Origin of the sequence: Bradyrhizobium sp. WBOS08 (assembly GCF_024585125.1) — a bacterium.
Classification (GTDB): Bacteria; Pseudomonadota; Alphaproteobacteria; order Rhizobiales; family Xanthobacteraceae; genus Bradyrhizobium; species Bradyrhizobium japonicum_B.
Genome location: NZ_CP028988.1, coordinates 3,841,980 through 3,867,596 on the forward strand (window position 1 = coordinate 3,841,980; position 25,617 = coordinate 3,867,596).

The following is a 25,617-nucleotide window of genomic DNA, read 5'->3' on the forward strand; positions in this document are numbered from 1 at the left end:
CGGGCAGCGCCATGTCAGACGATGACAATTCTCCGATCTCCACCCGCGAGGCGAGTCGCCTCTTCGCCGGCCTGAAGAGCGCGCCGGCGCTGGTGCTCGCCGTCTCCGGCGGCCCCGATTCGGTCGCGCTGATGTGGCTTGCGGCGCGCTGGCAGCGCAGCCTTCCGCGCGCGCCGCTGCTCACCGTCGTCACGGTCGATCACGGCCTGCGGCAAGAGGCGGGGCGCGAGGCGCGCGAGGTCAAGCGGCTCGCCGCCGAGCTCGGGCTGCCGCACCGGACCCTGCGCTGGCGTGGCGTCAAGCCGAAGACGGGGCTGCCGGCGGCCGCGCGCGAGGCGCGCTACCGCCTGCTCGCGGAAGCCGCCCGTGCCGTCGGCGCGAGCCACGTGCTGACCGCCCATACCCGCGACGACCAGGCCGAGACGTTGTTGATGCGCCTGTTGCGCGGCAGCGGACTTGCGGGACTGTCGGCCATGGCCCCTCTCAGCGAGCGCGACGGCATCGTGCTGGCGCGGCCGCTGCTCGACGTCCCGAAGTCGCAGCTGGTCGCAACCTTGAAGCGGGCCAAGATCGGCTTTGCCGACGACCCCACCAACCGCGACACCGCCTTCACCCGGCCGCGGCTGCGCGCGCTGCTGCCGCTTCTGGCGGCCGAGGGCGGCGACAGCAGGAATCTGGCGCGGCTTGCGGCCAGGCTGGCGCGGGCCAATGCGGCGGTCGAGGTGCTCGCCGACGGCGCCGAGCGCTTCCTCCGTTTGCGGGATCGCGGCGAAGCGCCGCAGTCGGGAGCGCGAAGCTTCGAGGCTGCGGCCTTTGCCGCCCTGCCGGATGAAGTCCGGCTGCGGCTCCTGCTGCGGGCCATCAACGCGCTCGGGCATGAAGGGCCTGCGGAACTCGGCAAGGTCGAAACCTTGATGTCCGTGCTGGATCAGGCCATTGCGGCAAGTCTCCGCGCCCGCGCCGGTCGCCAGCCGGTTCTGAAGCAGACCCTTGCGGGAGCCTTGATCAGCCTTGCCGGCGGGCGTATCCACATCGCACCGGCGCCGGCCCGGCGCCGCAAGGGCGGATAGGCGTGGGCGAGGGCGGATCATGACACCAGCCATTTCGGCCCCGCACCCTCAGGACACCTTAACCAGGCAGGAAGAACCCCGCTCCGGGCGCCATTTTTTCAGCGGGAATCGCTCTAAGATGGGCTAAATAGTCCCATCTCATTCCCTTGGCAGCGACCCGGGCGGCACCTAGATTGTATGCGTAACCGAGAGGATTCCTTGGGGATTTTCTCTAGCTCGCCCAAGTAACTCCTGAAGGACCAGGCCGCGATCCGCGCGACCACGAAGGAAGATCGATGAACGCCAATCTGCGCAATTTCGCCCTCTGGGTCATCATTGTTTTGCTGCTGTTGGCGTTGTTCACGCTCTTCCAGAATCCGGGCCAGCGAGCCTCCTCGCAGGACATCGCCTTCTCGCAGCTCCTGAGCGAGGTTGACCGCGGCAATGTGCGCGACGTCGTGATCCAGGGGCCGGACATCCACGGCACCTTCACCAACGGCTCCAGCTTCCAGACCTATGCGCCGAACGACCCGACGCTGGTGAAGCGCCTGTACGACAGCAAGGTGCAGATCACCGCGAAGCCGCCGGGCGACAACGTGCCGTGGTTCGTCTCGCTGCTGGTCTCCTGGCTGCCCTTCATCGCGCTGATCGGCGTGTGGATCTTCCTGTCGCGGCAGATGCAGGGCGGCGCCGGCAAGGCGATGGGCTTCGGCAAGTCGCGCGCCAAGATGCTGACTGAAGCGCATGGCCGCGTCACCTTCGAGGACGTCGCCGGCGTCGACGAAGCCAAGCAGGACCTGCAGGAGATCGTCGAATTCCTGCGCGATCCCGGCAAATTCCAGCGCCTCGGCGGCCGCATTCCGCGCGGCGTGCTGCTGGTCGGCCCTCCCGGCACCGGTAAGACCCTGATCGCACGCGCGGTCGCGGGCGAAGCCAACGTGCCGTTCTTCACCATTTCGGGTTCGGACTTCGTCGAGATGTTCGTCGGTGTCGGCGCGAGCCGCGTCCGTGACATGTTCGAGCAGGCCAAGAAGAACGCGCCCTGCATCATCTTCATCGACGAAATCGACGCCGTCGGTCGTCACCGCGGTGCCGGCCTCGGCGGCGGCAATGACGAGCGCGAGCAGACGCTGAACCAGCTGCTGGTCGAGATGGACGGCTTCGAGGCGAACGAGGGCGTGATCCTGATCGCAGCGACCAACCGCCCCGACGTGCTCGATCCCGCGCTGCTGCGTCCTGGCCGCTTCGACCGCCAGGTCGTGGTGCCCAATCCCGACGTCGTCGGCCGCGAGCAGATCCTCAAGGTCCACGTCCGCAAGGTGCCCCTGGCGCCGGATATCAACCTCAAGACCATCGCGCGCGGCACCCCCGGCTTCTCCGGCGCCGACCTGATGAACCTCGTCAACGAGGCCGCGCTCACCGCCGCCCGCCGCAACAAGCGGATGGTGACGCAGGCCGAGTTCGAGGAGGCCAAGGACAAGGTGATGATGGGCGCCGAGCGCAAGTCGCTCGTCATGACCGAGGAAGAGAAGCTGCTCACGGCCTATCACGAGGGCGGCCACGCCATCGTCGGCCTCAACGTGCCCGCGACCGATCCGATTCACAAGGCGACCATCATCCCGCGCGGCCGCGCGCTCGGCATGGTCATGCAGCTGCCCGAGCGCGACAAGCTGTCGATGTCTCTGGAGCAGATGACCTCGCGCCTCGCCATCATGATGGGCGGCCGCGTCGCCGAAGAGCTGATCTTCGGCCGCGAGAAGGTGACCTCGGGCGCCGCCTCCGACATCGAGCAGGCCACGCGGCTGGCTCGCATGATGGTGACGCGCTGGGGCCTGTCGGAAGAGCTCGGCACGGTCTCCTACGGAGAGAACCAGGACGAAGTGTTTCTGGGCATGTCGGTGTCGCGGACGCAGAACGCCTCCGAGGCCACGGTGCAGAAGATCGACTCCGAGATCCGCCGTCTGGTCGAGGAAGGCTACAAGGAAGCGACCCGCATCCTCACCGAGAAGCATGCCGACCTCGAGGCGCTGGCCAAGGGTCTGCTCGAGTTCGAGACGCTGAGCGGCGACGAGATCGTCGATCTGCTCAAGGGCAAGAAGCCGAACCGCGAATCCGTGCTCGAACCGACCACGCCGCGCGCCTCCGCGGTGCCTCCGGCCGGCAAGTCGCCGCGCCCGCGGCCCGATGCGGATCCCGGCCTGGAGCCGCAGCCGCAGGCGTAATCGAGCAGCGGCACACCGAATTGAAGAACGCGGCGGAAACGCCGCGTTTTTTTCTGTTCTCTGAGTCCGCGTTCGCGAGCCGGCATCCTGCTGGCTGCTTCCGGCAAAGCGAGCACCGCCGAACCAGGGCGCTCTGTTCCGGTCGTCGCCGTCCGCGCCTAGGCCGTTTTGCCACAGCCATCCCGGCTGAATCGCTGCGGTCGATCAATAAAGAGCGCCTCCTCGGCGTTAGGCTCCGACTCGTCAAAGGAGGATACATGGCTTTCAAGGATATTCTGCTGACCCTGGCGAGCTATCCGGAACCGACGCCGGTTTCGGTGATCGACGATGCCGTTTCGGTAGCCGCCGTCCTGGATGCGCACCTCGCAGCCATTTCCTGCGAAGTCCATGCGGAAGTGCGCGCAAGCCTGCTCGGGGATGTCATCCTGGACATACCCGCGCTTGTTGCGCGCGAGGCGACCAAGAGCCGCGAGAATGCGCAAGCGCTGCTCGCAGCATTCGAAGCCTCGGCCGCGAAATCCGGCGTTCGGCACGAGACCATCTTCGAGCAATGTGCATCCGCCGGCGAGGCCGCACTGCTGGCAGATTATGCAAGGCTCCGCGATCTCACGATCATGGCGGCGCCGGACTCCCATGATCGATGGTACGCAGAAGAGGTGATCTTCGAATCCGGCAGGCCGACGCTGATCCTGCCCGCCGCTCCCCGCTCGCGTCCATTCCGGCTCGATGCCGTTTGCGTGGCCTGGGACTTCAGCCGTACCGCTGCGCGAGCGGTTTCCGCTGCGCTTCCTTTGCTCGAAGGCGCAGGACGTGTGCGCGTCGTGACCGTCACGAACGAAAAGGCCCTGGATTCCAAACATTCGGGCGAACAGCTGGCGAAGAACCTCGCTCGTCACGGCATCGAGGTCGTGCGCGACGAGATCGATGCCGAGGGCAAGCCGATCGACGAGGTCCTGACGTCTCACGTGCTGTCCCACGGCATCGACGTCCTCGTGATGGGCGCGTACGGAACGCCGAGATGGCGGGAGTTCGTGCTCGGCGGCGCCACCAGGGGCCTGCTGTCCAAGCCGCCGATCCCGATTCTGTTCTCGCATTGACGATTAGACATGCAGGAGGTGGCGCCGCCCGGGTCTACAAGACTGATCAGATCGCTGACGCTGACGCACGCGGTGCTGTACGGGCTCGGCGTGACGATCGGTGCCGGAATCTACGTCCTGGTGGGAGCGGCCGCCGCGCGGAGCGGAATGCATGCACCCCTGGCGTTCCTCGCTGCGGCGGTCGTGATGGGCGTGACGGCCGGGAGCTTTGCCGAGCTGGGCACGCGACTGCCGGTTGCTGCGAGCGAGGCCGCCTATGTCCAGGCCGCGTTTCATCGAAAATGGCTCAGCGGTGCCACGGGGCTGCTCGTGGTGGCCGCCGCGACGATCTCCGGCGCGACCATCACCGTTGGCAGCGCCGGCTACATCAGCGTGTTCCTGCCGCTGCCTGCCAGCTGGATCATCGCCGGCGTCGTGCTTGCGATGGGAGCGGTCGCCTGCCTGTCCGCGGTTCAGTCCATCAGCTTCGCCGGCTTGATGACGGTCGTGGAGATCGGAGGATTGGTGCTCATTGTCGGCGCCGGACTGTTTCAGGGCGACGCCCTGGTCTCCCGGCTGCCCGAACTGTTGGTGCCCCTGAGCGATAAAGCGGCGTGGACCGGGATCGCACAGACGTCGCTGCTCGCCGTATTTGCATTCATCGGGTTCGAGCACCTCGTGAACATCTCCGAGGAAATGAAGAATCCGCCCCGGACGCTGCCTTGGGCGCTCTTCATCACCTTGGGCGTGACGGCGTTCCTCTACATGACCGTCGTCTGGGTTGCGGTGGTCGCGGTGCCCCCGGCCGAGCTCGCGCACTCCTCGGCTCCGCTTGCACTGGTCTTTCAGCGGTTGACCGGTCTTCCGCTCTCGGTGCTCAGCGTCATCGCCATCGTTGCGACGGTCAACGGAATCATCGTTCACATGCTGATGATCGGACGTGTGCTGTACGGGCTTGCGGACCAAGGCAGCCTTCCGGCCTTTCTCGCCAGGGTGAACGCCAGAAGCGGCTCCCCGGTGGTTGCAACCCTGTTCGGCGTGGGCGCCATCCTGATCCTCGCCCTCGGCATTCCCCTGACCGGATTGGCCGAATGGACCTCACGTCTGACCCTCGGGGCTTTCGTCCTGGTCAACCTGGCGCTCCTGCGCATCAAGACGAGAGAATCCAAGCCTCCCGCCGGCGTGTTCCTCGTGCCCATCTGGGTGCCGATTGCAGGACTGTTTACGAGCGCCGCATTGCTCCTGATCGATCTCCTCGCATAGTGCGAGCTTGGGTTCGGCGAACGAAGTACGCGGCGGCTGAAGCGGGGGGTAGACGCGGCGCTCCTGACCGCGCGTTGGAGCAATGCCTGAAACATTAAAGAAGAACTTAACGCTTGCGGCCTACTTTGGCCCGCCATGACTGATCAGGTCGTTCACAGCGCGGTTCAACCGCTTTCGGCACGAGCAACGCTCCCTTGGGTCGTGGGGCTCGCCGTTTATGCTGTGTTGCTGGTGGCCGGGCCGCGGCTGCTCGGTGACCCCGACAGCTATTCTCACATTGAGCTCGGACGCTGGATCATCGCACACGGCACCCTGCCGACGAGCGACCCGTTTTCGCTTTCCAGGCATGGCGCGCCCTGGATCACCTTCGAATGGCTGTCCGAGGTCGTCTATGCCGGGATATACGCGCTGTCCAGCTGGCCAGGCGTCGTCGCCATCGCGGCCGCGGCGATCGCGCTCGCCTTCGCCCTTCTCACGTTCTTCCTGCTGCGCGAGCTTTCGCCAGCCCTGACGCTGCTCATGGTGATCGCGGCCGTCGTCCTGCTGGCGCCGCACATGCTGGCACGGCCACATGTGCTGGTGCTGCCGTTGATGGTGACCTGGGCGGCTGCGCTGGTCCGCTGCATGGACCGCCGCGGCCCTCCGCCATATTGGGCGCTGCCGCTTCTGGTGCTGTGGAGCAATCTGCACGGCAGCGTGGTGCTGGCGCTCGGCCTGATCGGACCGGCGGTGCTCGAGGCATTGCTGCGCGAAGAGCGCGCCCAATGGCCGCGCGTGCTGCTGCGGTGGCTGCCGTTTGTGGCCCTTGCCGTCGCCGCGTCCTGCCTGACGCCGCATGGGCCGGAACCGCTGCTGATGCCGCTGACGACGCTCGGCCTCGGCTCCGCGCTCGCCTGGATCGGAGAATGGCGGCCGCAGGACTTCAGCCACGTCAGTGGCTTCGAATTGCTGCTGCTCGCCGGTATCTTTGCGCTCTCGCGCGGCGTCACGCTGCCGGTCGTGCGGACCTTGGTGGTGATCGGCCTGCTGCATTTCGCGCTGGCGCAAATCCGCAATGCGGATCTGCTGGCCCTGCTGGCGCCGCTCTATCTGGCGGCGCCGCTGGGGCGCAGGTTCGGCGGAGCGACCGAGGATGGTGCAACGGTCGCGCCGCGCGGCCTGAATTGGGTTGGGCTCGGTGTGTTGATCGCAATCAGCGGATTGGCCTTGGCGCGTGACATCAGGCCGGCTCCGGCCATCACCCCCGAGGCCGCCGTCGCCCAGGCCAAACTCGCCGAGGCGGGGCCCGTGCTCAACGATTACTCCTTCGGCGGCTATCTGATCTTTGCCGGCATTCCCACCTTCATCGACGGTCGCGGCGAGCTGTACGGGGGACCGTTCATCAACCGTTACAATCGTGCCCTGGCGCTGATCGACCTCGACGACTTTCTCAAGCTGCTCGACGAGTACAAGATCGGTGCGACGCTGCTCGCACCGCGTACGCCGGCGGTCGCACTGCTCGACCGGCTGCCGCAGTGGCAGCGCGTCTACAGCGACGATGTGGCAGTCGTGCACAAGCGGCGGGATACGCCGCAGCGCTAGGTTCAGGCAGTCCCGAAGGCGGCGTATTGGCCTCCGAGCCAGACGCCGCTGAGGGCGTCTTCGAGGCGCCGTGCCGGCTTGCTGTCCCAGGGCAGCAGCAGGAAGTGCCGCGCGCCGATCTCGCGCAGGCCGCTGGCTGCCATCAGCTTCCGGGTCGTGCCGGCCCCGAGCAAGACGGCGTCCCGGTCGAACTCACAGCGCGCGACGGCAAGCCGCGTCAGCGGGTTGTACGGATTGTGCTCGATCACGCAGACGAGTCCCCCGGGACGCGTCACGCGGCGCATCTCGGCGATGAACTGCGCCCATTGCGCCGGCACGATGTGGTGCATCACGCAGACGGTCGTGACCAGATCGAAGCTGGCATCGGCAAACGGAAAAGTGCGGCCGTCAAACTCGCGGTAGTCGACCCCGCCATTGCGGGCGCGCGCCTGCGCCAGGCTGGCCGAGGAGACGTCGATGCCGCTGAGGCGGCCGACCATGCCGTGCAGCAGCGGGTGAAGACTGCCGACGCCGCAGCCGACGTCCAGCATGTCGGGCTTCTCGACGTCCAGCCGCTCTGTGATCAGATCGCGCAGCAGGTCGGCCTTTGCGCGCATGAAGAAATCATGCGGCAGGCCCGAGAAGTCGATCGAGGACTGGACCACGTCACGGTAATTGTCGTGATACCCGTCGAAGAGCTCGGTCATGTGCTGGACTACTCGTTGACGGCGTGGATCGCCGGCGTCGCCGCCGTCTCGTCGCGATCGAAGCCGATTCGTGCCTGCACCACGTAGAGCGGGCGGCGTTTCACCTCGGCATGGATGCGGCCGACATAGAGCCCCACGATGCCCGTCATCAGCATGTTGATGCCGCACAGCAGCGAGACGACGACGATCGTCGACGACCAGCCGGTCACGAGATGACTGTCCTTGCCCAGCCACAACAGCACAACCCAGCCGCCGTAGAGCAGCGCGAGCCCGGACACCGTCAATCCGCACCAGATGGCAAGCCGCAAGGGCAGATCCGAAAAGCCGAGCGCGGCGTTCACCGCCAGCCGGACCATCTTGAACAGCGGGTATTTGGTTTCGCCGGCGGCGCGCTCGAGGCGATGGAAGGCCACCTCGGCCTGGCGGAAGCCGAGCCAGGCGATCATGCCGCGCACGAAGCGATCCTGCTCCGGCATCTGCCGGAGTGCCTCCAGCACCTTGCGATCGATCAGGCGGAAGTCGCCGACATCGGCGGGGATGCCGACCGAGGACATCCTGCCGAGCAGCCGGTAGAACAGATGCGCGGTCGCACGCTTGAAGCGGCTTTCGCCCTCGCGCGACAGGCGGCGGGCGTGGACGATGTCGTTGCCTTCCTTCCACTTCGCGATCAATTGCTCGATCACTTCGGGCGGATCCTGCAGATCGGCATCCATGACGATGATCGCGTCGCCTTGCGCGGCGTCCATGCCGGCGGTGATCGCGATCTGATGACCGAAATTCCTGGACAGGCCGATGTAGCGAAAGCGCGAGTCGCGCGCGGCGAGTGCCCGCAGCACGATCGAGCTGGAATCGCTGCTGCCGTCGTCGACGAAGATCGCTTCTGCCGGCCCGTCGAGCCGGAACATGACCTGGTCGAGCCGGCGCAGCAGGACCGGCAGCACGGCTTCCTCGTTGAACACGGGGATGACGAGGCTGTAGCGGATCGATCTGGAATTGGCCGCCATGCGAGGGATTCCGACTGGGTTGCAGGGGCGGGAGTCTATAAGCCGGTGGTTAAGGTCGCCTTGCCGCAAATGTTAAGGGTCTAGCGCCCTGGACATCGGCGGAGGACGGACCGAGAGCCGGAAGCCGGTTAACCACGCTTGGGGGCGCCGGCTCGGCTCTAGGATTTGCGGCGGATCCTGTAGAGAGCAAATCGCTGCGAGCTCTCCAGCAACTCCAGCCGATCCGGCAGCGGATTGGCGGCCGGCGATCCCAGCACATAGAGGTAGTCGAAATCCCGGTACCAGGTGTGGACAAATGGCGGAACGTCCGCAGGTGGCTGGCCCGTCGCGATCGCGGCCAGCAGGCCCGCCGGCACCGGCCCTCCATAGGGAATGGATATATTGCGCACGGCCTCGCGCGGCCGCACGGGTTGCTTGCCCACCTCGGTGAACAGGTTGGGCACGAACGCGCCTGCGTAGTGCACGGCCAGCGTCGGCGCATAATACATCGGATACGAGGTGAGGTCGGCGAAGGGCGGGTCTCCATGATCGTCCGCGCTGCCGACCAGGATGCGCGAGCCGTGATCGATCTTCTGGAACGAGGCGATGATCGCCGCGTAATCGGCGCGGTAAGGTAGCCACACCGACAGAACGACGGCGAGATTGAGCAGGATGATGCCGCTGATCCCGGCGAGTGCAGCCATCCTCCAGGCACGGCTCGGCAGCGACAGCGAGCAGAAGGCGGGCAGGATCAGAGCCGCGGCGGGAATCACGCGAAGATCGACGAACGAGGTTCCGAACAGCTTCGAAGGAATGACGAAATAGAGCAGCGCAAAACCGACCGCGAGCCAGATGCCTGACGGCTCGAGCCTGAGGACGCCGCGTCTTGCGGCGATAAACACGCCGATCGCCAGCGCCAGCCCGGTCGCTGCCGCCGTCGTCAAATTGTAGCCGTTCATGATGCGGAGCGGCCAGACCGGCTTGAATGCCAGGAACCAGCTCGTGCCTTCGCTTCCGACCGAACCTGCAGTGACGTGCATGATCGCAAGCAGCGCCAGCGCGGGAAGCGCCAACGCGCCAAGGCGCGCGGCCGCGACGGGATAGGCGACCTGCCGTTGGCGGATGCGCGACAGCTCGAAAAGGCCAAGCGTCGCGCCGTAGATGCCGAGCGAAAAGAAATGCGCCACATAGAGCGCAGCGACGAAGATCAAGTTGGCGACAAAACGCGCCGGCCATGGGCCTTCCGCCAGCAGCAGATAGACGGCGATGCCCCAGAGCGCGAGGCCGAGGCCGAACTCGAAGTTCACGAAGCCCCAGCTGAACGGCAGGCAGTAGAGGAAAGCCAGCGCAGCGAAGCCGGCAAGCTGCACCCGTCCCTTCCGGACCCATTCGAGCAGCAGCGCGCCGGAAACGATCAGCACCTGGCTCAGCAGCAGAAACAGCCGTGTGGCGCTTTCGACGCTGATCAGTCGCGCCATCTGCGGGACCAGCAGATCCATTCCGAGGTTGGGATAGAATGCCCAGGCCACCTCGTAATGCGGATTGGCATCGGGGGTGCCGCTTTGGCTCAGAATGTACATGCGGGCGAGGTGATTGGGATAATCGACCATCGCGGGGATGGGGGTCAGCAGCACTGGAAGAAACGAGACGGCCGCCAGCATGGCAAGCACGGCAATCGCCACCGATCGGTCCGAGCCGGGAGCAGCCGGAATGGTCAAGGCCGGCCTGTCAGATTCGAAGGTGTCGCCGCCGCGCCCTCCGCATGGTCTCGGACATGGATCACGGCAATGTCGTCCGCATAGATACGCTTCCAGCCCTTGAGCTGGTCGAGGATCTGCGGGCCCGGCGCGTCGGCGACCAGGAGCGTGGCGTCGATCTTGTACTCGTCGAGCAGGCGCGGCAGCAATTCGGGCTTCTTGCCCTCCGTCGCCTTGAAGAAGTCCACCACGAATTTCTCGCCGTAGAGCTCGGCGCGGCCGTCGACGAAGACCGGAATATCGCGGGAGATCAGATAGCCGCCGAACTGATAGGCATTGAAGATGCGCTGCACCTTGCGTTGCTCGAGCAGGTCGACCGCCGCAACCGGGGTGTGCGTCATCGTGAAGCTGAAGCGGTGGTGCGCCATGTAGAGCGACGTCGAGGTCCAACTGGCCGCCACGATCATCAGCGCGCCTGTCGCGGTGACATAGCGGGCCGGCCAGCGATCGGCACCCGCGCCGTCAGCCGCCGCGCGCGGGAACATCTCGCCGAGCGGCTTTGCCAGCACCAGCGGCACCAGGAACGCAAATGCCTCGATGCTCCTGACATGGGTCAGCGCGCTCCAGGTCAGGAACAGGATCAGGAAGATCCGGGGCGCCGACAGCACGAGACCGCGATAATAGCCGAATGCGATCAGGGCGAGCAGGGCGCCTTCGAACGGGGTGAAGGTGGCGAAGTTCGCCGGCATCCATTCGAAGATCAGCGACAGCAGCTCGCCGAGGCCGAGGATGCTGGTCGCGCCCTGGAGCGTGCGCCAGCCGTAGGGCGTGCAGCAGCTCGCGATCAGCGCGCCGATTCCGAACAGCACCCAGCGCATGAATAGTCGAAGCCGCCGTCCCTTCTCGGCATGCTCGACGGCCTCGAGCGAGATCGGGCCGATCAGCGCCAGGCCCAGCACGAAGCCGCCGTGCAGATTGGCCCAGAGTGCCATCAGCGGCAGCCAGTACCAGGACGGCGCGCTCCTGCGGTCGGCAGCCGCCATCAGCAGGCCGATCCACGCCACCATGACGGGCAGCGCCAGGATATGCGGACGCGCCAGCACGTGGTGGGCCGACAGCAGCAGCGCCAGCATCGCGAACAGCACGGCGCGTGGGGCCTCGATCTGCGTGCCGAGAAGATGGACGAAGATCGCTACCGCGAGCGCGACGCCCAGCGCCGTGAGGATGACGGGACCTGCCCAGTCCCATTGCGCATAGGAGGAGGCGAACAGCACCTGCGACAGCCACGACGTCGAGATCCACGGCGCGCCCGTCCGCGTGAAGGAATAGAGGTCGATGGTGGGCATGGCGCGGTGATCGAGGATCCACTGCCCGATCTTGATCTGCCAGAACGTGTCGGAATCCTGCAGCCGCGTGTCGCCGAGATAGAGGAAGAGCAGATAGGCGCCGGCACCGGCGCACAGCGGCACGAGAGCTCTCGCGCGGCTCTGCACCGCGATGCCGTCGGCAAAGGAAAGGGACATGCCGCCTCGTCGTCCTGTTGTCCTTGTCGGTCGAGCATGATCCGGACCCGCAGCGCCGCGTTCGCGCAAAGTGTGGTGCGGTTTTCCGAGAGATCACGCCCGAGCAACGACGGTGAAACGCGACGAAGGCTTCGGCTCGTCGCGCTTCAGTTCGAGCGGGTGGCATTGGATCACGGCGGTCATAACTTCGGGTAAATCCGCAGCGCTCTGCCGGTCTCAGGTCCCGACAATTTAACAGATTGTTTTAGATTTGATTTTACCATCGGCCGACACACGCAATCCGCCCGGTGTTTACGCAGTCGAATTAACTGCGGCGCAATTCTTTGCCTCTACGTTCGGTTTCATGGTCGGCGGCGCTGGGAAGCCGGAAAGACCAGATCAGTTGTAAGCCTCGTGTACTCATTTGGAGCACTCCATGAAGAACCTCGTTGCGCGTTTCGTGAAGGATGAATCCGGCGCCACCGCCATTGAATACGGCCTGATCGCCGCCGGCATCGCGCTGGCGATTATCACCGTCGTCAACAATCTCGGCAGCACGCTGAACACCAAGTTCACCGCGATCTCGACCGGCCTCAAGTAAGCCGGACGACCTCGGAATTTCGGAGAGCCCTGTCCTTGACGGGGCTCCTTCCTTTTTTGGCGGGACTGTGCGTCGGGCCTGCCAGTTGCATGGCCTCCGCACTGGTGCGAGCCCGCTTCATGAGCTCGGTAACGAGTGCAGTTATCGATCTGACAACCCTGCACGGGCCTTTATGTGTTTGCGGCGGCCGCTTGGGGAGCGTCCCACGCGTTTGTTTCGGACTGGCGCGCCAGGCATCTCGTCCTGCGAATCCCAGGGAGCCCGCGGGCTGCATCTTGGCTACTTTCTGGAAGCAGGATCCGCAGCGAGCTAGAGCGAGCAAGGCCTGATCGGCCTTCGCCTTCAGGGCTGGCGCTACAGTCCGGTCGCCATGACGCTCCACGCATTTCCCATCTTGTCATCTCCCCTGAATAGTTGTTCAGTCCTTGCGGGACGATTTGCATCTTTGACGTGACGACGCGTTCGGCCGCAGGGCGTGTGGCTGGCGTGTGGGACAGGAAGCGCGCCATGGTTTATCGGCGGACGCATCAAGTGGTGAAGCGCCTCGCGGCGCGGCGCAGCGCGATTTTGGCGGCGGCGCGGGAGACCGCGGCGGAAGGCGGCATGGCGGCGGTGCAGATCGCGCCGGTCGCGGTCCGGGCCAATGTCGCGGCCGGGACGGTCTACCGCTACTTCCCCTCCAAGGCCGAGCTGATCTCTGAACTCATTGCCGAGGTCTCCCGCGACGAACTCGCGGCGATCCGGCGGGCGGCCGACGCCGCCCCGGGCCCGTCCTCGGCGCTGGCCGCGGCCGTGACGACCGTGGCGGTCCACACCCTGTCGCAGCGCCGGCTGGCCTGGGGCATCCTGGCCGAGCCCGTCGATGTCGATGTCAGCGCCTCGCGCCTCGCCAGCCGGCGCGAGATCGCGGGCGAGATGGCCGCCCGGATCGACGCCGCAGTGCGGGCCGGTCACCTGCCGGCGCAGGACACCGCGCTCGCCGCCACCGCTTTGCTCGGCGCGCTGCACGAGGCGCTGGTCGGCCCGCTGGCGCCCGACAATCTCGACGATCCCGCCAAGTTGCGCGATGCGGTGCAGACCGTGACGCTGCTGGCGCTGCGCGCGGTCGGCGTCATGGACGCCCGCGCCCGCGGCCTGGTGGTGCAGCAGACGCTGCTTCCGACGGCGAAGGCGCTGGTTGGCGCGTAAAATCGCCGCGTGAGGCAGGCGGCGGCCTGATTCCGCTCAAGCCGCTGACGTGGCAAGTCTTTTCGTGAAACCATAGCAAGCGCGCCGAAGGCTCCGGCTACTGTGCATGGGGTTGTTTTTCGATTTTTTGCTTGGCGGGCCCAAGCGGACCTACATATTCGCGTCGCCTTCGGGGCCGACCGAGGCGATGCGCACCATGTTGGTGGTACCGGGAATGCCGAGCGGCACGCCGGCGACGATGATCACGCGCTGGCCGGCGCGGACGAAGCCGTCGCGGAACGCGATCTGGCCGGCGCGGGCGACCATGTCGTCCTGATCGCGCGCGTCCTCGGCCACCACGCAGTGCACGCCCCAGACCACCGCGAGCCGGCGGCCGGCGGTGATGTTCGGGGTGATCGCCACGATCGGCGGCTTCGGCCGCTCGCGCGCCACGCGCACCGCGGTCGAGCCCGACGAGGTCCAACAGATCAAGGCGGGCAGGTCGAGCGTCTCGGCGATCTGCCGCGCGGCATCGGCGATGGCATCGCCCGCGGTGGCTTCCGGCGCCGGGCGCTGGGCCATGATCACCGACCGGTAGGTCGGGTCGCGCTCGACCTCCTCGCCGATGCGGTTCATGGTCGAGACCGCTTCGACCGGGAATTTTCCGGCGGCCGATTCTGCCGACAGCATGATGGCGTCGGCGCCTTCATAGACGGCGGTGGCGACGTCGGAGACTTCGGCGCGGGTCGGGACCGGCGACTGGATCATCGATTCCAGCATCTGGGTCGCGATCACCACCGGCTTGCCGGCGCGGCGCGCCATGCGCGTCATCTGCTTCTGCAGGCTCGGCACGCGCTCCAGCGGCAGCTCGACGCCGAGGTCGCCGCGCGCGACCATCAGAGCATCGGAGGCTTCGATGATGTCGGCGAGGCGGTCGATCGCCTGCGGTTTCTCGATCTTGGCCATCACGGCGGCGCGGCCGCGGATCATCTTCTTGGCTTCGAGCACGTCGTCGGCGCGCTGCACGAAGGACAGCGCGATCCAGTCGACGCCGGTGACGAGGGCGGCCTCGAGGTCGGCGCGGTCCTTCGGCGTCATGGCGGAGACCGGCAGGTCGGTGTCGGGCAGGCTGACGCCCTTGCGGTCGCTCATCTTGCCGCCGACCACGACACGCGTCACCGCGTGCTCCTTCGAGGTCTCCTCCGCGATCAGGCGCACCTTGCCGTCGTCGAGCAGCAGCGCGTGGCCGGGCCTGAGCGCGGCCAGGATCTCGGGATGAGGCAATTGGACGCGCGTGGCATCGCCCGGCGCCTTGTCGGAATCGAGCGTGAAGGTCTGGCCGTTCTGGAGCTGGACCGAGCCTTCGGCGAAGGCACCCAGCCTGAGCTTCGGGCCCTGGAGATCGACCAGGATGCCGATCGGCCGGCCGTAGCTCGACTCGACGTTGCGGATCGTCGCCACCAGCTCGCGCATCTTGTCATGCGGGGTGTGGCTCATGTTGATGCGAAACAAGTCGGCGCCGGCCTCGAACAGGCGGCGGATCATGGCGAGGTCTGACGACGCCGGTCCCAGGGTCGCGAGAATCTTGATACGGCGAAGACGCCTCATGGCTTATTTCCAGACGGGGGTGGCAGGCCGGGCGAGGCGGGGGGCGTAGCACGCGTAGCACCGGGAGGGCCATTGGGCAAACCGGGAACCCCGCCCGGGCCGACCGGGCCGGGCAGGCCGGGCACGCGCTGTTGCGCCGGCTGTTCGTTGGCGTCGGTCAGCTGCACCGTCCAGGCCCGCTGCTCGCCGGTGTCGACCTCGAAATAGCCGGTCCGGTCGTAGCCGCGCGCCAAGCAATCCTCGGTGCCGCGGATGGTGAACTCCTTGTCGCGCGAGCACATGAAGGCCTGCCCCGACCACTCGCCGCCGCGATCATAATCGATCGCGTAGATGTAATAGTAACGGGCCACCAGCGTTCCGCGCAGCAGGGTCTCGCAGGAGCGGGAGGAGATGTTCCACCAGCCCTCGGTGGTCCAGCCCTCGGCGTCCTTGTAGCCGAGCGCAATGCCGACCCGGCTCGACGTGTTGTTGCAGAGGCGGAAATCGGCGGCGGCCGGGCTGGCCCAAAGGCATAGCCAGGCGACCATCAGCACCGGGACCAACCGGGCGAGCAGGCGAAGCGGGGAGCGGGGAGATTCGGCAATCATTGTCGCGGTAGCTATACCAGATCATTGACGATTTGGCGTAGGGCCGGGAACGGCCCCCAAAGAGCGGCAGGCCAGCTTCGGGCCGGTTTGCGCCGGGATATGGCAAAATCTGTGACAGTGCCCACCTGATCCCGTAAGGGTGACCGATCGGGGCAGGCCCAAGGGGATACAGCCATGGCAATCGACGACAAAACCAGGACCGAGCTCGAGGCGGCCGCTTTCCGGCGCCTGGTCGATCACCTGAAGACGCGGACGGATGTTCAGAACATCGACCTGATGAATCTGGCGGGCTTCTGCCGCAACTGCCTGTCCAACTGGCTTAAGGAAGCCGCCGACGCCCAGGGCGTCGCCTTGAGCAAGGACGAGAGCCGGGAGGCGGTCTACGGCATGCCCTATGAGACCTGGAAAGCAAAATACCAGGGCACGGCGACGCCGCAGCAGCTCGAGACGATGAAGAAGGTCCATCCGCACGGCCACTGAGTTCGCGAAACACCTGAGTCGCACCACACAACAGCTTTCTGCGCCCCGCAGCAGGAAGGTGTGGGCGCGCTGTGGACGAGCGCGATGCTGCCTTGAACGCCGTTGGCACCGACCCTAAGGGTTCTAGCCAGCACGCGCGGTGAGGATGCCGGCGTCACCTCGTTTTGCCAGTTCCATTGGGAGTACCTAGATGGCCACCTCCGCCGCCGTCCGCGACGACGAGCCCGCGACGAAATTTGCCAAGGACCAGCTCAAGTCCATCATCGAGCGCATCGAGCGGCTGGAGGAAGAGAAGAAGGCGATCTCCGACGACATCCGCGACGTCTATGCCGAGAGCAAGGGCAACGGCTACGACGTCAAGGCGCTGCGCACGATCGTGCGCCTGCGCAAGCAGGACCCCAACGAGCGCGCCGAGGCCGAGACGATTCTCGAGACCTACATGCAGGCGCTCGGCATGATATGAGGCGTGTCGCCTCGAGCACCACTGCCCTAGCCCGGATGGAGCGCAAGCGAAATCAGGGTTCTTGCAGTACAGGACGCATTCCCCGGGATGCTTGCGCTCCATCCGGGCTACAAGACTGGCGTGTTGCACTTCGTCGTGAACGGAGACCGCCGTGACTGCGCCACCGCTGCCGCGCGAATTGAACCGTGCCTTCGGCGCTCTTCCGGCGCCGATCGGCAAGCGGCTGCTGCAGGTGCGCGACCTGATCTTCGCGACTGCCGCTGCGGACGAGCATATCGGCCGCCTTACCGAGACCCTGAAATGGGGCGAGCCGGCTTATCTGACCGATGAGACCGGCAGCGGATCGACGATCCGGCTTGGCCGCGTCAAGGACTCTGATGCAGCCGCCATTCTCTTCAACTGCAAGACGACCCTGATCGACACGTTCCGCGAACGCTTTCCCGACCGGTTCGAATATCGGCAGACCAGGGCGCTGTTGCTGCCGGTGTCGGGCAAGCTGCCGAAACGGGAGCTATCGATCTGTCTGTCGCTGGCGCTGACCTATCATCGGGACCGGCGGGGGAAGAAGGCGCGGTAGCACCATCCGTAGCCCGGATGGACCGCAGCGAAATCCGGGCCGTCGTTGCATGCAGCATGATTCCCGGATTGCGCTTCCGGGCTACGAGAGCGAAATTCCGGAAACAGCAGCGGCGCTCAGCGCAGCGCGGCGGTGCGCACGACGAATGACGTCGTCTGGAGCTTCGCGGTGGCGCTGCCGGAGAACGTATCGCAGGACAGGCCCTGCATCGGATCCTCGGCAAAACCCATCGCGATCACGGCGCGCGGCTTGACGAAATAGGCGCGCAGCGCCGCCGTATCGAGCTCGCCCATCAGTGTCACCGACATTGCATGGCTGGCGCTCGGCGACAGCATCACGACCTTGAGCCAGACGCTCTCGCCCTTGGCGGCGGAGAGGCGCGTCGCGGTCGCGACCATGCCGTCGATGCTCTTGCCGACCACCGTGTTGATTTCCGTTGCCTGAGCAAGGCTGCGCGATGCGGGGCGGGCCGAACGCGGGATCGGCGCGGAGGCGGCGACGACATTGGCGCGGTCGACCGGGGAGGCGGCCGGCGCGTAAGCCAGTGCCTGAAGAGCTGTGTTGGGCAGGCTCGCGGTTGGTTGCGGATCGGTGGCGGCGGCAAGAGCCTGGCGGGCCTTCAGTGCGGCGACCTGGGCCGGCGTCGCCTGCTGCGGCGTGGCCGGGACATCATCCCAGAAGCCGCGGGCATTGATGATGTCGGCCGGGGTCTCCGGCTTGCCGTCGACGGATTTGGCGGCAGCGGGCTTGTCAGCCACCGGCGCGGGCTTCGGCTTGGGTGGCGCAACGAGCTGCGCATCGGCCGAGGCGAGCTGGATCATGGCCATTTGCGGCTTGGCGCGCGGCGTCGGCACCGGCTCGGCGGGCTTGGCTGCCGCTGCGACGACGGTCGGTGCCGCCGGCTTCGCGGCCGGGGTGGGTGCGCCCTCGTCATCCTCGTCGCTAGCGGCCGGAGCTGCCGACTTGCCCTTGAACAGCGCCGCGAAGAAGCTCGGCTTGCTGCCGGCATCGTCGCCGCTGCCGCGGCGCTCGATCTCGGCCTTTGCGACCTCATAACCCTTCAGCGGCACGCCGTCGGTCGGCAGGTGCACCGTCTTGCCGTCCGGGAAGACGCGGGCGAGCTGGTCATGCGTCATGCGCGGCCAGTGCCGGACGCTGCCGGTGTCCAGATGCACGAAGGGCGAGCCGGAGGTCGGATAGAAGCCGACGCCGCCACGCTGCAGGCGCAGGCCGGCAAAGCGGATCTGCTCCAGCGGCACGCCTGGGATGTAGAAGTCCATCGCATGTCCCAGCATGTGCTGGCTGGAGCGCGCCACGCCGGATGAGCGGCGGCGGAGCATGGCGTTGGTGGCGGGCGAGCGATAGGAGGAGATGATCTGGATCGGCTGCTTGCCGTCGACGTCGCGATAGACTTCCCAGAGGATGTCGAACAGGCGACGGTCCATGACCGTCGCCTCCTGCGTGCGCCAGTCGCGCAGGAAGTGGTTGAGCTGCTTCAGCGCGGCTTCGTCGTAGCGCCCGTCACGCTTGAAGGTGACGGTGAGGTCTTCGCCGGAATGGGTGTGGTGGAAAGAAAGCGTCTTGGTCTCGTTCAGCGCGGCGGCGTCATGAACCGAGCCTGCGCCTGCAAGCAGCAATGCGGCAGTGAGGCCGATCCGCGAACCGGCCTTCACTCCCGCATGGGACAACGACAGCACAGCAAATTGGCGTGCGAGACCAGTCAGCACGTATGAGCCCACCCAGTCGACGAGCGTTCAATGGACTCTCCCGCCAACCCCGTTAGCAGTGCGAAAGAGGATGAACGCTTTCTTAAAGCGAGAAGGTTAATTCGAGGTTGACCTTCCCGCCCCCAAACCAAGTCAGAATACGATCCTAACCGGTTGACTGTGGCAAAAAAACGCCCGCTGCCAGGATGCAGGTGGAGAATGGTTAACGTTAAACGGCCCCGTCGCTGGGACAGGGCCGTTGATATCGTTGCAGGATTCGAAAAATAGCCGCCGAAACGGGCTCAGCGGGTGAACACCCGCTGCTGCTGGGGCCGGCGCCCGACCGGCGCCGGTGGCGCGGCCTGGGTCGGCGCCCCGAACAGCCGCTCGAAGAAATTCGGCCCGGACGAGCCGAAGCCCCCGCCATTGTTGGCCACCGCCACGCCCGAGGGCAGCGTCGTCGCCGGGCGCGAATAGCTCGGCTGGGAATGGGCCACGACGGCCTCGAGGTCCTTGCCGCGGTTGTTCTTCAGGACGTTGATCATGGCCGCGTCGCGGCCATAGATGTCCTTGCGGAATTGCAGCTTGCCGGCGTCGTCCACGAACGCGGTCTGATAGGTGATGTTGACCGGGATCGGGGTCGGGAATTTCAGGTCGATCTCGCTCTTGCCGTACATGCTGCGGATGCGCTCGGGCGTGTACTTCTCGTTCGGCATGACGATGTTGAGCAGCACGGAGGCGTACTGATCCGGATTCTGCACCCGCATGCAGCCATGGCTGAAGGCGCGCTCCTCCTTGGCGAACAAATGCTTGTCCGGCGTGTCGTGCTGATAGACCAGGAACTTGTTCGGGAAGTTGAAGCGGACACGGCCGAGCGCATTGGCTTCACCGGGCGGCTGCGAGATGTGCACCGAGCCGTCGCGGTTCTGCTCGAGCCTGAGGCCCATGCGCTGAAGCACGGTCGGGTCCTGCTGCAAGGCCGGCAGGTATTCGTTGTAGACGATCGAGGGAGGCACGTTCCAGGTCGGATTGACCGTGATGTACTTCATCGTCTCGGTCAGCAGCGGCGTGGCATGCTTGCCCGGCTTGCCGGTGACGACGCGCGTGGTCCAGACTTGCTGGCCGCGCTGCATCACCTTCAGCGTGAAATCGGGAATGTTGAGGATGACATAGGCATCGGCCAGCGCGGGTGCGCCGAGGTCGCGCGGCAGCCAGCGCCAGCGCTCCATGTTCACCAGCACCACGTCGATCTGCTTGTCGCGCTTCGGGGTGTTGAGCGCGCTGACGGTCTTGTCGTCGAGGATGCCGGTCGGCTTCATCTCGGCGCTGCTCTGGAATTTGCGCACCGCGTCGGCGACGGCGGCATCGTAGCGAGTGTCGTTGGCATTCTCGGCGAGGCCGAGCTTGGCGCGCAGCTGCGGCACGCGCGGATCTTCCACGACGATCTCGGCATGCTTCTTGGTGGCCGCCGTATACTTCAGCGCCGGACCATCGGCGATCTCGATCACCGGGCCGTTGCCCTGACCGCGAAGCTCCGCGAGCTTGGCCTTCAGCTGCTTGTAGAGCTTGTGCGGCGGGTTGTAGCTGTCGAGCGCTGCGGAAGCGTCCGCCGCGGTCGTGACCTTGGCGAGCACCTCGTTGGGGTCGACCGGATGCTCGGGATAAAGAATGTCGCCGCTGACCTGCGACCAATGCATGCGGCCGCTCTGGGCATGGCGCGCATAGTCGAACATGCTGGCGGTGAGCTTGAGCTCGGCATCGGCCAGCGCATCGGGCGTGGTGGCGGCCGCAAAATCCGGCACCGGATAATCGGCGGGATTGAGACCGTCGGAGGCCGCGTCCTTGAGCCGCGCGACCACGCCCTTGGCCGCAGCGGTGAGAGTGCCGCCTTGAGTCCAGACCGGCGCGAAATCGCGTGCGCCGTAGAACTTCTCGACCGCGGCGCGCTCGTTCTTGCGGTCAAAGTGCCGCGAGGTCTTGGCGCCGATGATATCCTTGAGCCTGTCGGCGACCGGCTGGTCGGCGGCGGGAACGTTGCTCGCGGCCTTGACCGGTTCGGCGGCCGGAGCCGCAGCGGGTGCCGCAGTTGCAGCCGGCGTTGCGGTGGCGGGCGAGTTGGCGAGCTCGGAAGGCTTGGTCTCGACCTTGTCCGGCGCGGGGGCGACGTCAGCCTTCACCGGCTCGTTCGGCTCCTTGGCGGAATCCTGAACGGTGGCGGTGGTGTCGAGCTTGATGTCGGCTGCGGTCGGGGGCGGGACGTTGGCCGGCTCGGGCCGCGGGATCGCGGCTTCGATCGCGAGCTCGGCCGCGCTGCTGCGCGCCTGGTCCTGCGCCAGGGCCGAGCTGGCCGACACCGTGAGGAAGGTGGCCGCGACCGTCATCAGGACGCGGTCAAAGCCCGCACGGTGGTTCAAACAGTTCCGCATTGTGTCGCACCCCTCGGGTGAACTGTCCCTCATGGAACAGCTTCGTTATCGCCTATTGAGCTTCGGCTAAATCGCGCCGGCCTCTCGAAAGTTGCACGCCTGCACGCAACGATTCCCACGCAGACGATATACAGGCCCCGGTTTTGCAGCCAGCGCTACCCGGGACAATTCACGCCAAACTGACTTCAAGGCAGCCTCTTGGCAACGGATTGTGCGCTGGCCCCACGCGCTTTTCCCTGTGTCTGTCACTTCCAAGTCACGGTTCAACAAGCAGTCGAATTCTGTCGTCGTGGGAACGGCTTACAGCCGCCCCTCGCATTGCCCAGCGAGGCTCAGTGCGTCTCCTCGCCGCTTTTCCCGCCATGGCCGGGAACCCCGGCCTCGTCGAGTTTGCGGTAGAGGGTGGACCGGCCGATTTTGAGGCGGCGGGCCACCTCGGACATCTGGCCGCGATAATGCGAGATCGCGAAGCGGATGATCTCGTTCTCCATGTCCTCGAGCGGGCGGACCTCGCCGGTCGGGGTCAGCATGGCGAGAGTTCCGGCGGCCGGAAGCGGCGCGATTGGTATTTCATTGCCCGACACGACAGAAGGAGTGGCCGCCGGCTCGAGCATCAGCGGGGCGGTCGGAATCTCCGTGATGGGCTGCGGCTGCGAAGCGAGCAGGGGGAAATCGCTGAGGCCGAGCTGGTCGCCGTCGCTCATCACCACGGCACGGTAGACCGCGTTCTCGAGCTGGCGGATGTTGCCGGGCCAGTCGAGCTGGGCCAGATGCGCCATCGCCTCGCCGCTGATGCCGGCGATCTGACGATTCTCCTCGGCGGCAAAGCGCGCCAGGAAATGCCGGAGCAGATGCGGGATGTCCTCGCGCCGGGCCCGGAGCGAGGGGATCGTCAGCGGCAGCACGTGCAGACGATAGAACAGGTCTTCCCGGAAGTGTCCCTGCTTCACCCGCTCCAGCAGCTTGCGATTGGTGGCCGAGACGATGCGGACGTCGACCTTGACCGGCTTGCGGCCGCCGACCGCCTCGACCGCACCCTCCTGGAGCGCGCGCAACAGCTTGACCTGAGCGGTCAGCGGCAGCTCGCTGACCTCGTCCAGAAACAGCGTACCGCCATGGGCCTCGACGAACTTGCCCATGTGCCGCTCGGTGGCGCCGGTGAAGGCACCCTTCTCATGGCCGAACAGGATGGATTCGACGAGGTTGTCGGGAATGGCGCCGCAATTGACGGCAACGAACGGCTTTGCCTTGCGCTCGCCGCTGCCATGGATTGCGCGCGCGAACATTTCCTTGCCGACGCCGGACTCGCCTTCGATCAGAACCGGGATCGAGGAGTTCGCCGCCTTCTGCGCGGCGCGCATGACCGGGGCCATCGCCTCGGCGCGGGTGATGATATCGGAGAAGGTCAGCCGGCCCTCGCGGCTGTGCCGGATGCGCTGCAATTCGCCCTTGAGCGCGGAGACGTTGAGAGCGTTGCGCAGCGAAACCTGAAGTCGCTCCAGGCCGACCGGCTTGACCACGAAGTCGGCCGCACCAGCGCGCATCGCCGAGATCACGTTGTCGATGCCGCCATGCGCAGTCTGCACGATGACGGGGACGCTGAGGCCCGCTTCACGCATCTTGGCCAGCACGCCCATGCCGTCGAGGCCGGGCATCACGAGATCGAGGATGACGGCGTCGATGGCCGGAGCATCGGGAGCGGTGAGGGCGGCGATCGCGGCATCGCCGGAATCCACGACGACCGTCTCATAGCCGCATTTCTGCACCATGTTCTCGACCAGCCGGCGGGCTACGGCGTCGTCGTCGGCGATCAAAATACTGGCAGCCATGGTGTTCCCCGCACGCTACTACTATCTGTCTCGAATCGGGGCACTCTGGCCGAAGCCGATTAACGCACTCTTAAACCTTGATGCCCCCGCCCGCCGCCGCGATTGTTGAACACAGGTTTCCCACACAATGAATTCGCGCTCCAACTCTGCTCTCAAGAAGTCTGCTCTCCGCAAGCCTGCCGCCAAGACATCTTCCGTCGCCGCCGAGAAATCCGTCGCCAAGAAATCCGCCAAGGCAAAGCCCTCCAAGACGTCACGCGCAAAGCCCGCGAGCAAGACCGGCAAGCTTCCGGAGTGGAACCTGGCCGATCTCTATTCCGGGATCGATGCGCCGGAAGTGACGCGCGATCTCGAAAAGATGGCTGCCGACTGCGTCGCGTTCGAGACCGACTACAAGGGCAAGCTGGCGACAGGGACAGCAAACGAAGATGGCGGAAAATGGCTCGCGGAGGCCGTGCGTCGCTATGAGGCGATCGACGATCTCGCCGGCCGCCTCGGCTCCTATGCCGGGCTCGTCCATGCCGGCGACAGCATGGATCCTGAGATTTCAAAGTTTTACGGCGATGTCTCCGAGCGGCTGACGGCGGCATCGACGCATCTGCTGTTCTTTGCGCTCGAGCTCAATCGCGTCGATGACGATATTTTGAACCGCGCCATGCAGGCTCCCGAGCTCGCGTACTACCGTCCGTGGATCGAGGATCTGCGCAAGGAGAAGCCTTATCAGCTCGACGACAAGCTGGAGCAGCTTTTCCTGGAGAAAGCCCAGACCGGCTATTCCGCCTTCAACCGGCTGTTCGACCAGACCATCTCCAGCCTGCGGTTCAAGGTCGGGTCCAAGGAGCTCGCGATCGAGCCGACGCTGAACCTGCTGCAGGACCGCGATGGCGCGAAGCGCAAGAGCGCGGCGGAAGCGCTGGCGAAGACGTTCAAGGCCAATGAGCGCACCTTTGCGCTGATCACCAACACGCTCGCCAAGGACAAGGACATCTCCGACCGCTGGCGCGGTTTCAAGGACGTCGCGGATTCCCGGCACCTCAACAACCGGGTCGAGCGCGAGGTGGTGGACGCGCTGGTCGCCTCGGTGCGCGCGGCCTATCCGAAGCTGTCGCATCGCTATTATGCGCTGAAGGCGAAGTGGTTCGGCAAGAAGCGGCTGACCTATTGGGACCGCAACGCGCCGCTGCCGTTTGCCGCGACCGACGTCATCGCCTGGCCGGAGGCGCGAAGCATGGTGCTGACGGCCTATCGCGGCTTCTCGCCGAAAATGGCTGACATCGCCGAGCGCTTCTTCACCGATCGCTGGATCGACGCGCCGGTGCGGCCGGGCAAGGCCCCGGGTGCGTTCTCGCATCCGACCACGCCGTCCGCGCACCCCTACGTGCTCATGAACTACCAGGGCAAGCCGCGCGACGTGATGACGCTCGCCCACGAACTCGGCCATGGCGTGCATCAGGTGCTCGCCGCGAAGAACGGCGCGCTGATGGCGCCGACCCCGCTGACGCTGGCGGAGACGGCGAGCGTGTTCGGCGAGATGCTGACCTTCCGGCGGCTGCTGGCGCAGACCAAGAGCGCCAAGCAGCGCCAGGCGCTGCTCGCCGGCAAGGTCGAGGACATGATCAACACCGTGGTGCGGCAGATCGCGTTCTATTCCTTCGAGCGCGCGGTCCACACCGAGCGCAAGAACGGCGAACTCACCGCGACGCGGCTCGGCGAAATCTGGCTGTCGGTGCAGGGCGAGAGCCTCGGGCCGGCGATCGAGATCAAGGCGGGCTACGAGAACTACTGGATGTACATCCCGCACTTCATCCACTCGCCGTTCTACGTCTACGCCTACGCCTTCGGCGATTGCCTCGTGAACTCGCTCTATGCCGTCTACGAGAACGCGGCCGAGGGCTTTGCCGAGCGCTACCTCGACATGCTCGCCGCCGGCGGCACCAAGCATTATTCCGAGCTGCTGCGACCGTTCGGACTCGATGCCAAGGATCCCAAATTCTGGGATGGCGGCCTCTCGGTCATCGCCGGGATGATCGACGAGCTGGAGGCGATGGGCTGAGGCATTCGCCGTCCTTGGGGTGCGTAAAACATCCGTTGAACCAGCCTTCTTGTGGTGTTAT

At 65.9% G+C, this 25,617-nt stretch carries 20 protein-coding genes; 11 read left to right on the forward strand and 9 right to left on the reverse strand.

Features of this window, described 5'->3' with window-relative positions; translation table 11 throughout:
• Window positions 1–11: 11 nt before the first annotated feature.
• The 5 genes from tilS to DCM80_RS18295 all read left to right on the forward strand — a co-directional run bounded on the left by tilS (window position 12) and on the right by DCM80_RS18295 (window position 7,191).
• Complete coding sequence (gene tilS, locus DCM80_RS18275; RefSeq protein WP_257192958.1) at window positions 12–1,070, forward strand: tRNA lysidine(34) synthetase TilS; 1,059 nt, start codon at window positions 12–14, stop codon at window positions 1,068–1,070.
• 275 nt (window positions 1,071–1,345) lie between these two features.
• Window positions 1,346–3,271, forward strand: coding sequence for an ATP-dependent zinc metalloprotease FtsH (gene ftsH, locus DCM80_RS18280; protein ID WP_097659839.1), 1,926 nt, complete (start codon window positions 1,346–1,348; stop codon window positions 3,269–3,271).
• A gap of 20 nt (window positions 3,272–3,291) precedes the next feature.
• Window positions 3,292–4,368 (forward strand): universal stress protein, encoded by a 1,077-nt coding sequence (locus DCM80_RS18285; RefSeq protein WP_306594393.1) that lies wholly within the window; start codon window positions 3,292–3,294, stop codon window positions 4,366–4,368.
• 9 nt (window positions 4,369–4,377) lie between these two features.
• Window positions 4,378–5,610, forward strand: coding sequence for an APC family permease (locus DCM80_RS18290; RefSeq protein ID WP_257192959.1), 1,233 nt, complete (start codon window positions 4,378–4,380; stop codon window positions 5,608–5,610).
• Between the two features lie 201 nt (window positions 5,611–5,811).
• Window positions 5,812–7,191 carry a hypothetical protein gene (locus tag DCM80_RS18295; protein ID WP_257192960.1) on the forward strand — a complete coding sequence of 460 codons (1,380 nt, stop codon included), beginning with the start codon at window positions 5,812–5,814 and terminating at the stop codon, window positions 7,189–7,191.
• A 2-nt stretch (window positions 7,192–7,193) separates the two neighbouring features.
• Here the strand turns inward: DCM80_RS18295 and DCM80_RS18300 are convergent, their stop codons facing one another.
• The 4 genes from DCM80_RS18300 to DCM80_RS18315 form a co-directional block, all read right to left on the reverse strand.
• Window positions 7,194–7,877 (reverse strand): class I SAM-dependent methyltransferase, encoded by a 684-nt coding sequence (locus DCM80_RS18300; protein ID WP_257192961.1) that lies wholly within the window; start codon window positions 7,875–7,877, stop codon window positions 7,194–7,196.
• Between the two features lie 8 nt (window positions 7,878–7,885).
• Entirely contained in the window at window positions 7,886–8,881 is a 996-nt protein-coding gene (locus DCM80_RS18305) for a glycosyltransferase family 2 protein (protein WP_028138388.1), read from the reverse strand.
• A 158-nt stretch (window positions 8,882–9,039) separates the two neighbouring features.
• Window positions 9,040–10,542, reverse strand: coding sequence for a hypothetical protein (locus DCM80_RS18310; RefSeq protein ID WP_257192962.1), 1,503 nt, complete (start codon window positions 10,540–10,542; stop codon window positions 9,040–9,042).
• 32 nt (window positions 10,543–10,574) lie between these two features.
• Complete coding sequence (locus DCM80_RS18315) at window positions 10,575–12,080, reverse strand: hypothetical protein (protein ID WP_257192963.1); 1,506 nt, start codon at window positions 12,078–12,080, stop codon at window positions 10,575–10,577.
• A gap of 415 nt (window positions 12,081–12,495) precedes the next feature.
• Between DCM80_RS18315 and DCM80_RS18320 the strand changes: the two genes are divergently transcribed.
• Both DCM80_RS18320 and DCM80_RS18325 read left to right on the forward strand, forming a co-directional pair.
• Window positions 12,496–12,660, forward strand: a complete 165-nt coding sequence (locus DCM80_RS18320) for a Flp family type IVb pilin (RefSeq protein WP_126258786.1) — start codon at window positions 12,496–12,498, stop codon at window positions 12,658–12,660.
• Between the two features lie 507 nt (window positions 12,661–13,167).
• Window positions 13,168–13,848 carry a TetR/AcrR family transcriptional regulator gene (locus DCM80_RS18325; RefSeq protein WP_257192964.1) on the forward strand — a complete coding sequence of 227 codons (681 nt, stop codon included), beginning with the start codon at window positions 13,168–13,170 and terminating at the stop codon, window positions 13,846–13,848.
• Between the two features lie 150 nt (window positions 13,849–13,998).
• On the opposite strand, the gene pyk is transcribed toward DCM80_RS18325, so the two are convergent.
• Together pyk and DCM80_RS18335 are read right to left on the reverse strand one after the other, a co-directional pair.
• Complete coding sequence (pyk, locus tag DCM80_RS18330) at window positions 13,999–15,435, reverse strand: pyruvate kinase (RefSeq protein WP_028138382.1); 1,437 nt, start codon at window positions 15,433–15,435, stop codon at window positions 13,999–14,001.
• A complete protein-coding gene (locus tag DCM80_RS18335; RefSeq protein WP_257192965.1) occupies window positions 15,432–16,022 on the reverse strand; it encodes a DUF1036 domain-containing protein in 591 nt (196 codons plus the stop codon). The genes pyk and DCM80_RS18335 overlap by 4 nt, the downstream gene beginning before the upstream one ends.
• Window positions 16,023–16,196: 174 nt before the next feature.
• Between DCM80_RS18335 and DCM80_RS18340 the strand changes: the two genes are divergently transcribed.
• The 3 genes from DCM80_RS18340 (at window position 16,197) to DCM80_RS18350 (ending at window position 17,542) form a co-directional block, all read left to right on the forward strand.
• Window positions 16,197–16,502, forward strand: a complete 306-nt coding sequence (locus DCM80_RS18340) for a DUF1244 domain-containing protein (RefSeq protein ID WP_257176750.1) — start codon at window positions 16,197–16,199, stop codon at window positions 16,500–16,502.
• A 190-nt stretch (window positions 16,503–16,692) separates the two neighbouring features.
• Window positions 16,693–16,965, forward strand: coding sequence for a DUF2312 domain-containing protein (locus DCM80_RS18345; RefSeq protein ID WP_008546273.1), 273 nt, complete (start codon window positions 16,693–16,695; stop codon window positions 16,963–16,965).
• A gap of 151 nt (window positions 16,966–17,116) precedes the next feature.
• Window positions 17,117–17,542 (forward strand): DUF1801 domain-containing protein, encoded by a 426-nt coding sequence (locus DCM80_RS18350; RefSeq protein WP_257176751.1) that lies wholly within the window; start codon window positions 17,117–17,119, stop codon window positions 17,540–17,542.
• A 116-nt stretch (window positions 17,543–17,658) separates the two neighbouring features.
• On the opposite strand, the gene DCM80_RS18355 is transcribed toward DCM80_RS18350, so the two are convergent.
• The 3 genes from DCM80_RS18355 to DCM80_RS18365 all read right to left on the reverse strand — a co-directional run bounded on the left by DCM80_RS18355 (window position 17,659) and on the right by DCM80_RS18365 (window position 23,503).
• Window positions 17,659–19,281 carry a DUF882 domain-containing protein gene (locus DCM80_RS18355; RefSeq protein ID WP_257192966.1) on the reverse strand — a complete coding sequence of 541 codons (1,623 nt, stop codon included), beginning with the start codon at window positions 19,279–19,281 and terminating at the stop codon, window positions 17,659–17,661.
• A 269-nt stretch (window positions 19,282–19,550) separates the two neighbouring features.
• Window positions 19,551–21,674, reverse strand: a complete 2,124-nt coding sequence (locus DCM80_RS18360; protein WP_257192967.1) for a murein L,D-transpeptidase — start codon at window positions 21,672–21,674, stop codon at window positions 19,551–19,553.
• Window positions 21,675–22,006: 332 nt separating this feature from the next.
• Window positions 22,007–23,503: a sigma-54 dependent transcriptional regulator gene (locus DCM80_RS18365; RefSeq protein WP_257192968.1), complete on the reverse strand. Its 1,497-nt coding sequence runs from the start codon at window positions 23,501–23,503 to the stop codon at window positions 22,007–22,009.
• A 127-nt stretch (window positions 23,504–23,630) separates the two neighbouring features.
• Here DCM80_RS18365 and DCM80_RS18370 point away from each other — a divergent pair, with 127 nt between their 5' ends.
• Window positions 23,631–25,556 (forward strand): M3 family oligoendopeptidase, encoded by a 1,926-nt coding sequence (locus tag DCM80_RS18370; RefSeq protein WP_257192969.1) that lies wholly within the window; start codon window positions 23,631–23,633, stop codon window positions 25,554–25,556.
• Window positions 25,557–25,617 lie beyond the last annotated feature (61 nt).

Excerpts from the sequence above, each read along its gene's own strand:
- DCM80_RS18320 (WP_126258786.1), top strand. The coding sequence starts at position 12,496 with ATGAAGAACCTCGTTGCGCGTTTCGTGAAGGATGAATCCGGCGCCACC.
- DCM80_RS18340 (WP_257176750.1), top strand. The coding sequence starts at position 16,197 with ATGGCAATCGACGACAAAACCAGGACCGAGCTCGAGGCGGCCGCTTTC.
- tilS (WP_257192958.1), top strand. The coding sequence starts at position 12 with ATGTCAGACGATGACAATTCTCCGATCTCCACCCGCGAGGCGAGTCGC.
- DCM80_RS18365 (WP_257192968.1), bottom strand. The coding sequence starts at position 23,503 with ATGGCTGCCAGTATTTTGATCGCCGACGACGACGCCGTAGCCCGCCGG.
- DCM80_RS18300 (WP_257192961.1), bottom strand. The coding sequence starts at position 7,877 with ATGACCGAGCTCTTCGACGGGTATCACGACAATTACCGTGACGTGGTC.
- DCM80_RS18315 (WP_257192963.1), bottom strand. The coding sequence starts at position 12,080 with ATGTCCCTTTCCTTTGCCGACGGCATCGCGGTGCAGAGCCGCGCGAGA.
- pyk (WP_028138382.1), bottom strand. The coding sequence starts at position 15,435 with ATGAGGCGTCTTCGCCGTATCAAGATTCTCGCGACCCTGGGACCGGCG.
- DCM80_RS18345 (WP_008546273.1), top strand. The coding sequence starts at position 16,693 with ATGGCCACCTCCGCCGCCGTCCGCGACGACGAGCCCGCGACGAAATTT.
- ftsH (WP_097659839.1), top strand. The coding sequence starts at position 1,346 with ATGAACGCCAATCTGCGCAATTTCGCCCTCTGGGTCATCATTGTTTTG.
- DCM80_RS18305 (WP_028138388.1), bottom strand. The coding sequence starts at position 8,881 with ATGGCGGCCAATTCCAGATCGATCCGCTACAGCCTCGTCATCCCCGTG.
- DCM80_RS18325 (WP_257192964.1), top strand. The coding sequence starts at position 13,168 with ATGGTTTATCGGCGGACGCATCAAGTGGTGAAGCGCCTCGCGGCGCGG.
- DCM80_RS18290 (WP_257192959.1), top strand. The coding sequence starts at position 4,378 with ATGCAGGAGGTGGCGCCGCCCGGGTCTACAAGACTGATCAGATCGCTG.
- DCM80_RS18335 (WP_257192965.1), bottom strand. The coding sequence starts at position 16,022 with ATGATTGCCGAATCTCCCCGCTCCCCGCTTCGCCTGCTCGCCCGGTTG.
- DCM80_RS18360 (WP_257192967.1), bottom strand. The coding sequence starts at position 21,674 with ATGCGGAACTGTTTGAACCACCGTGCGGGCTTTGACCGCGTCCTGATG.
- DCM80_RS18370 (WP_257192969.1), top strand. The coding sequence starts at position 23,631 with ATGAATTCGCGCTCCAACTCTGCTCTCAAGAAGTCTGCTCTCCGCAAG.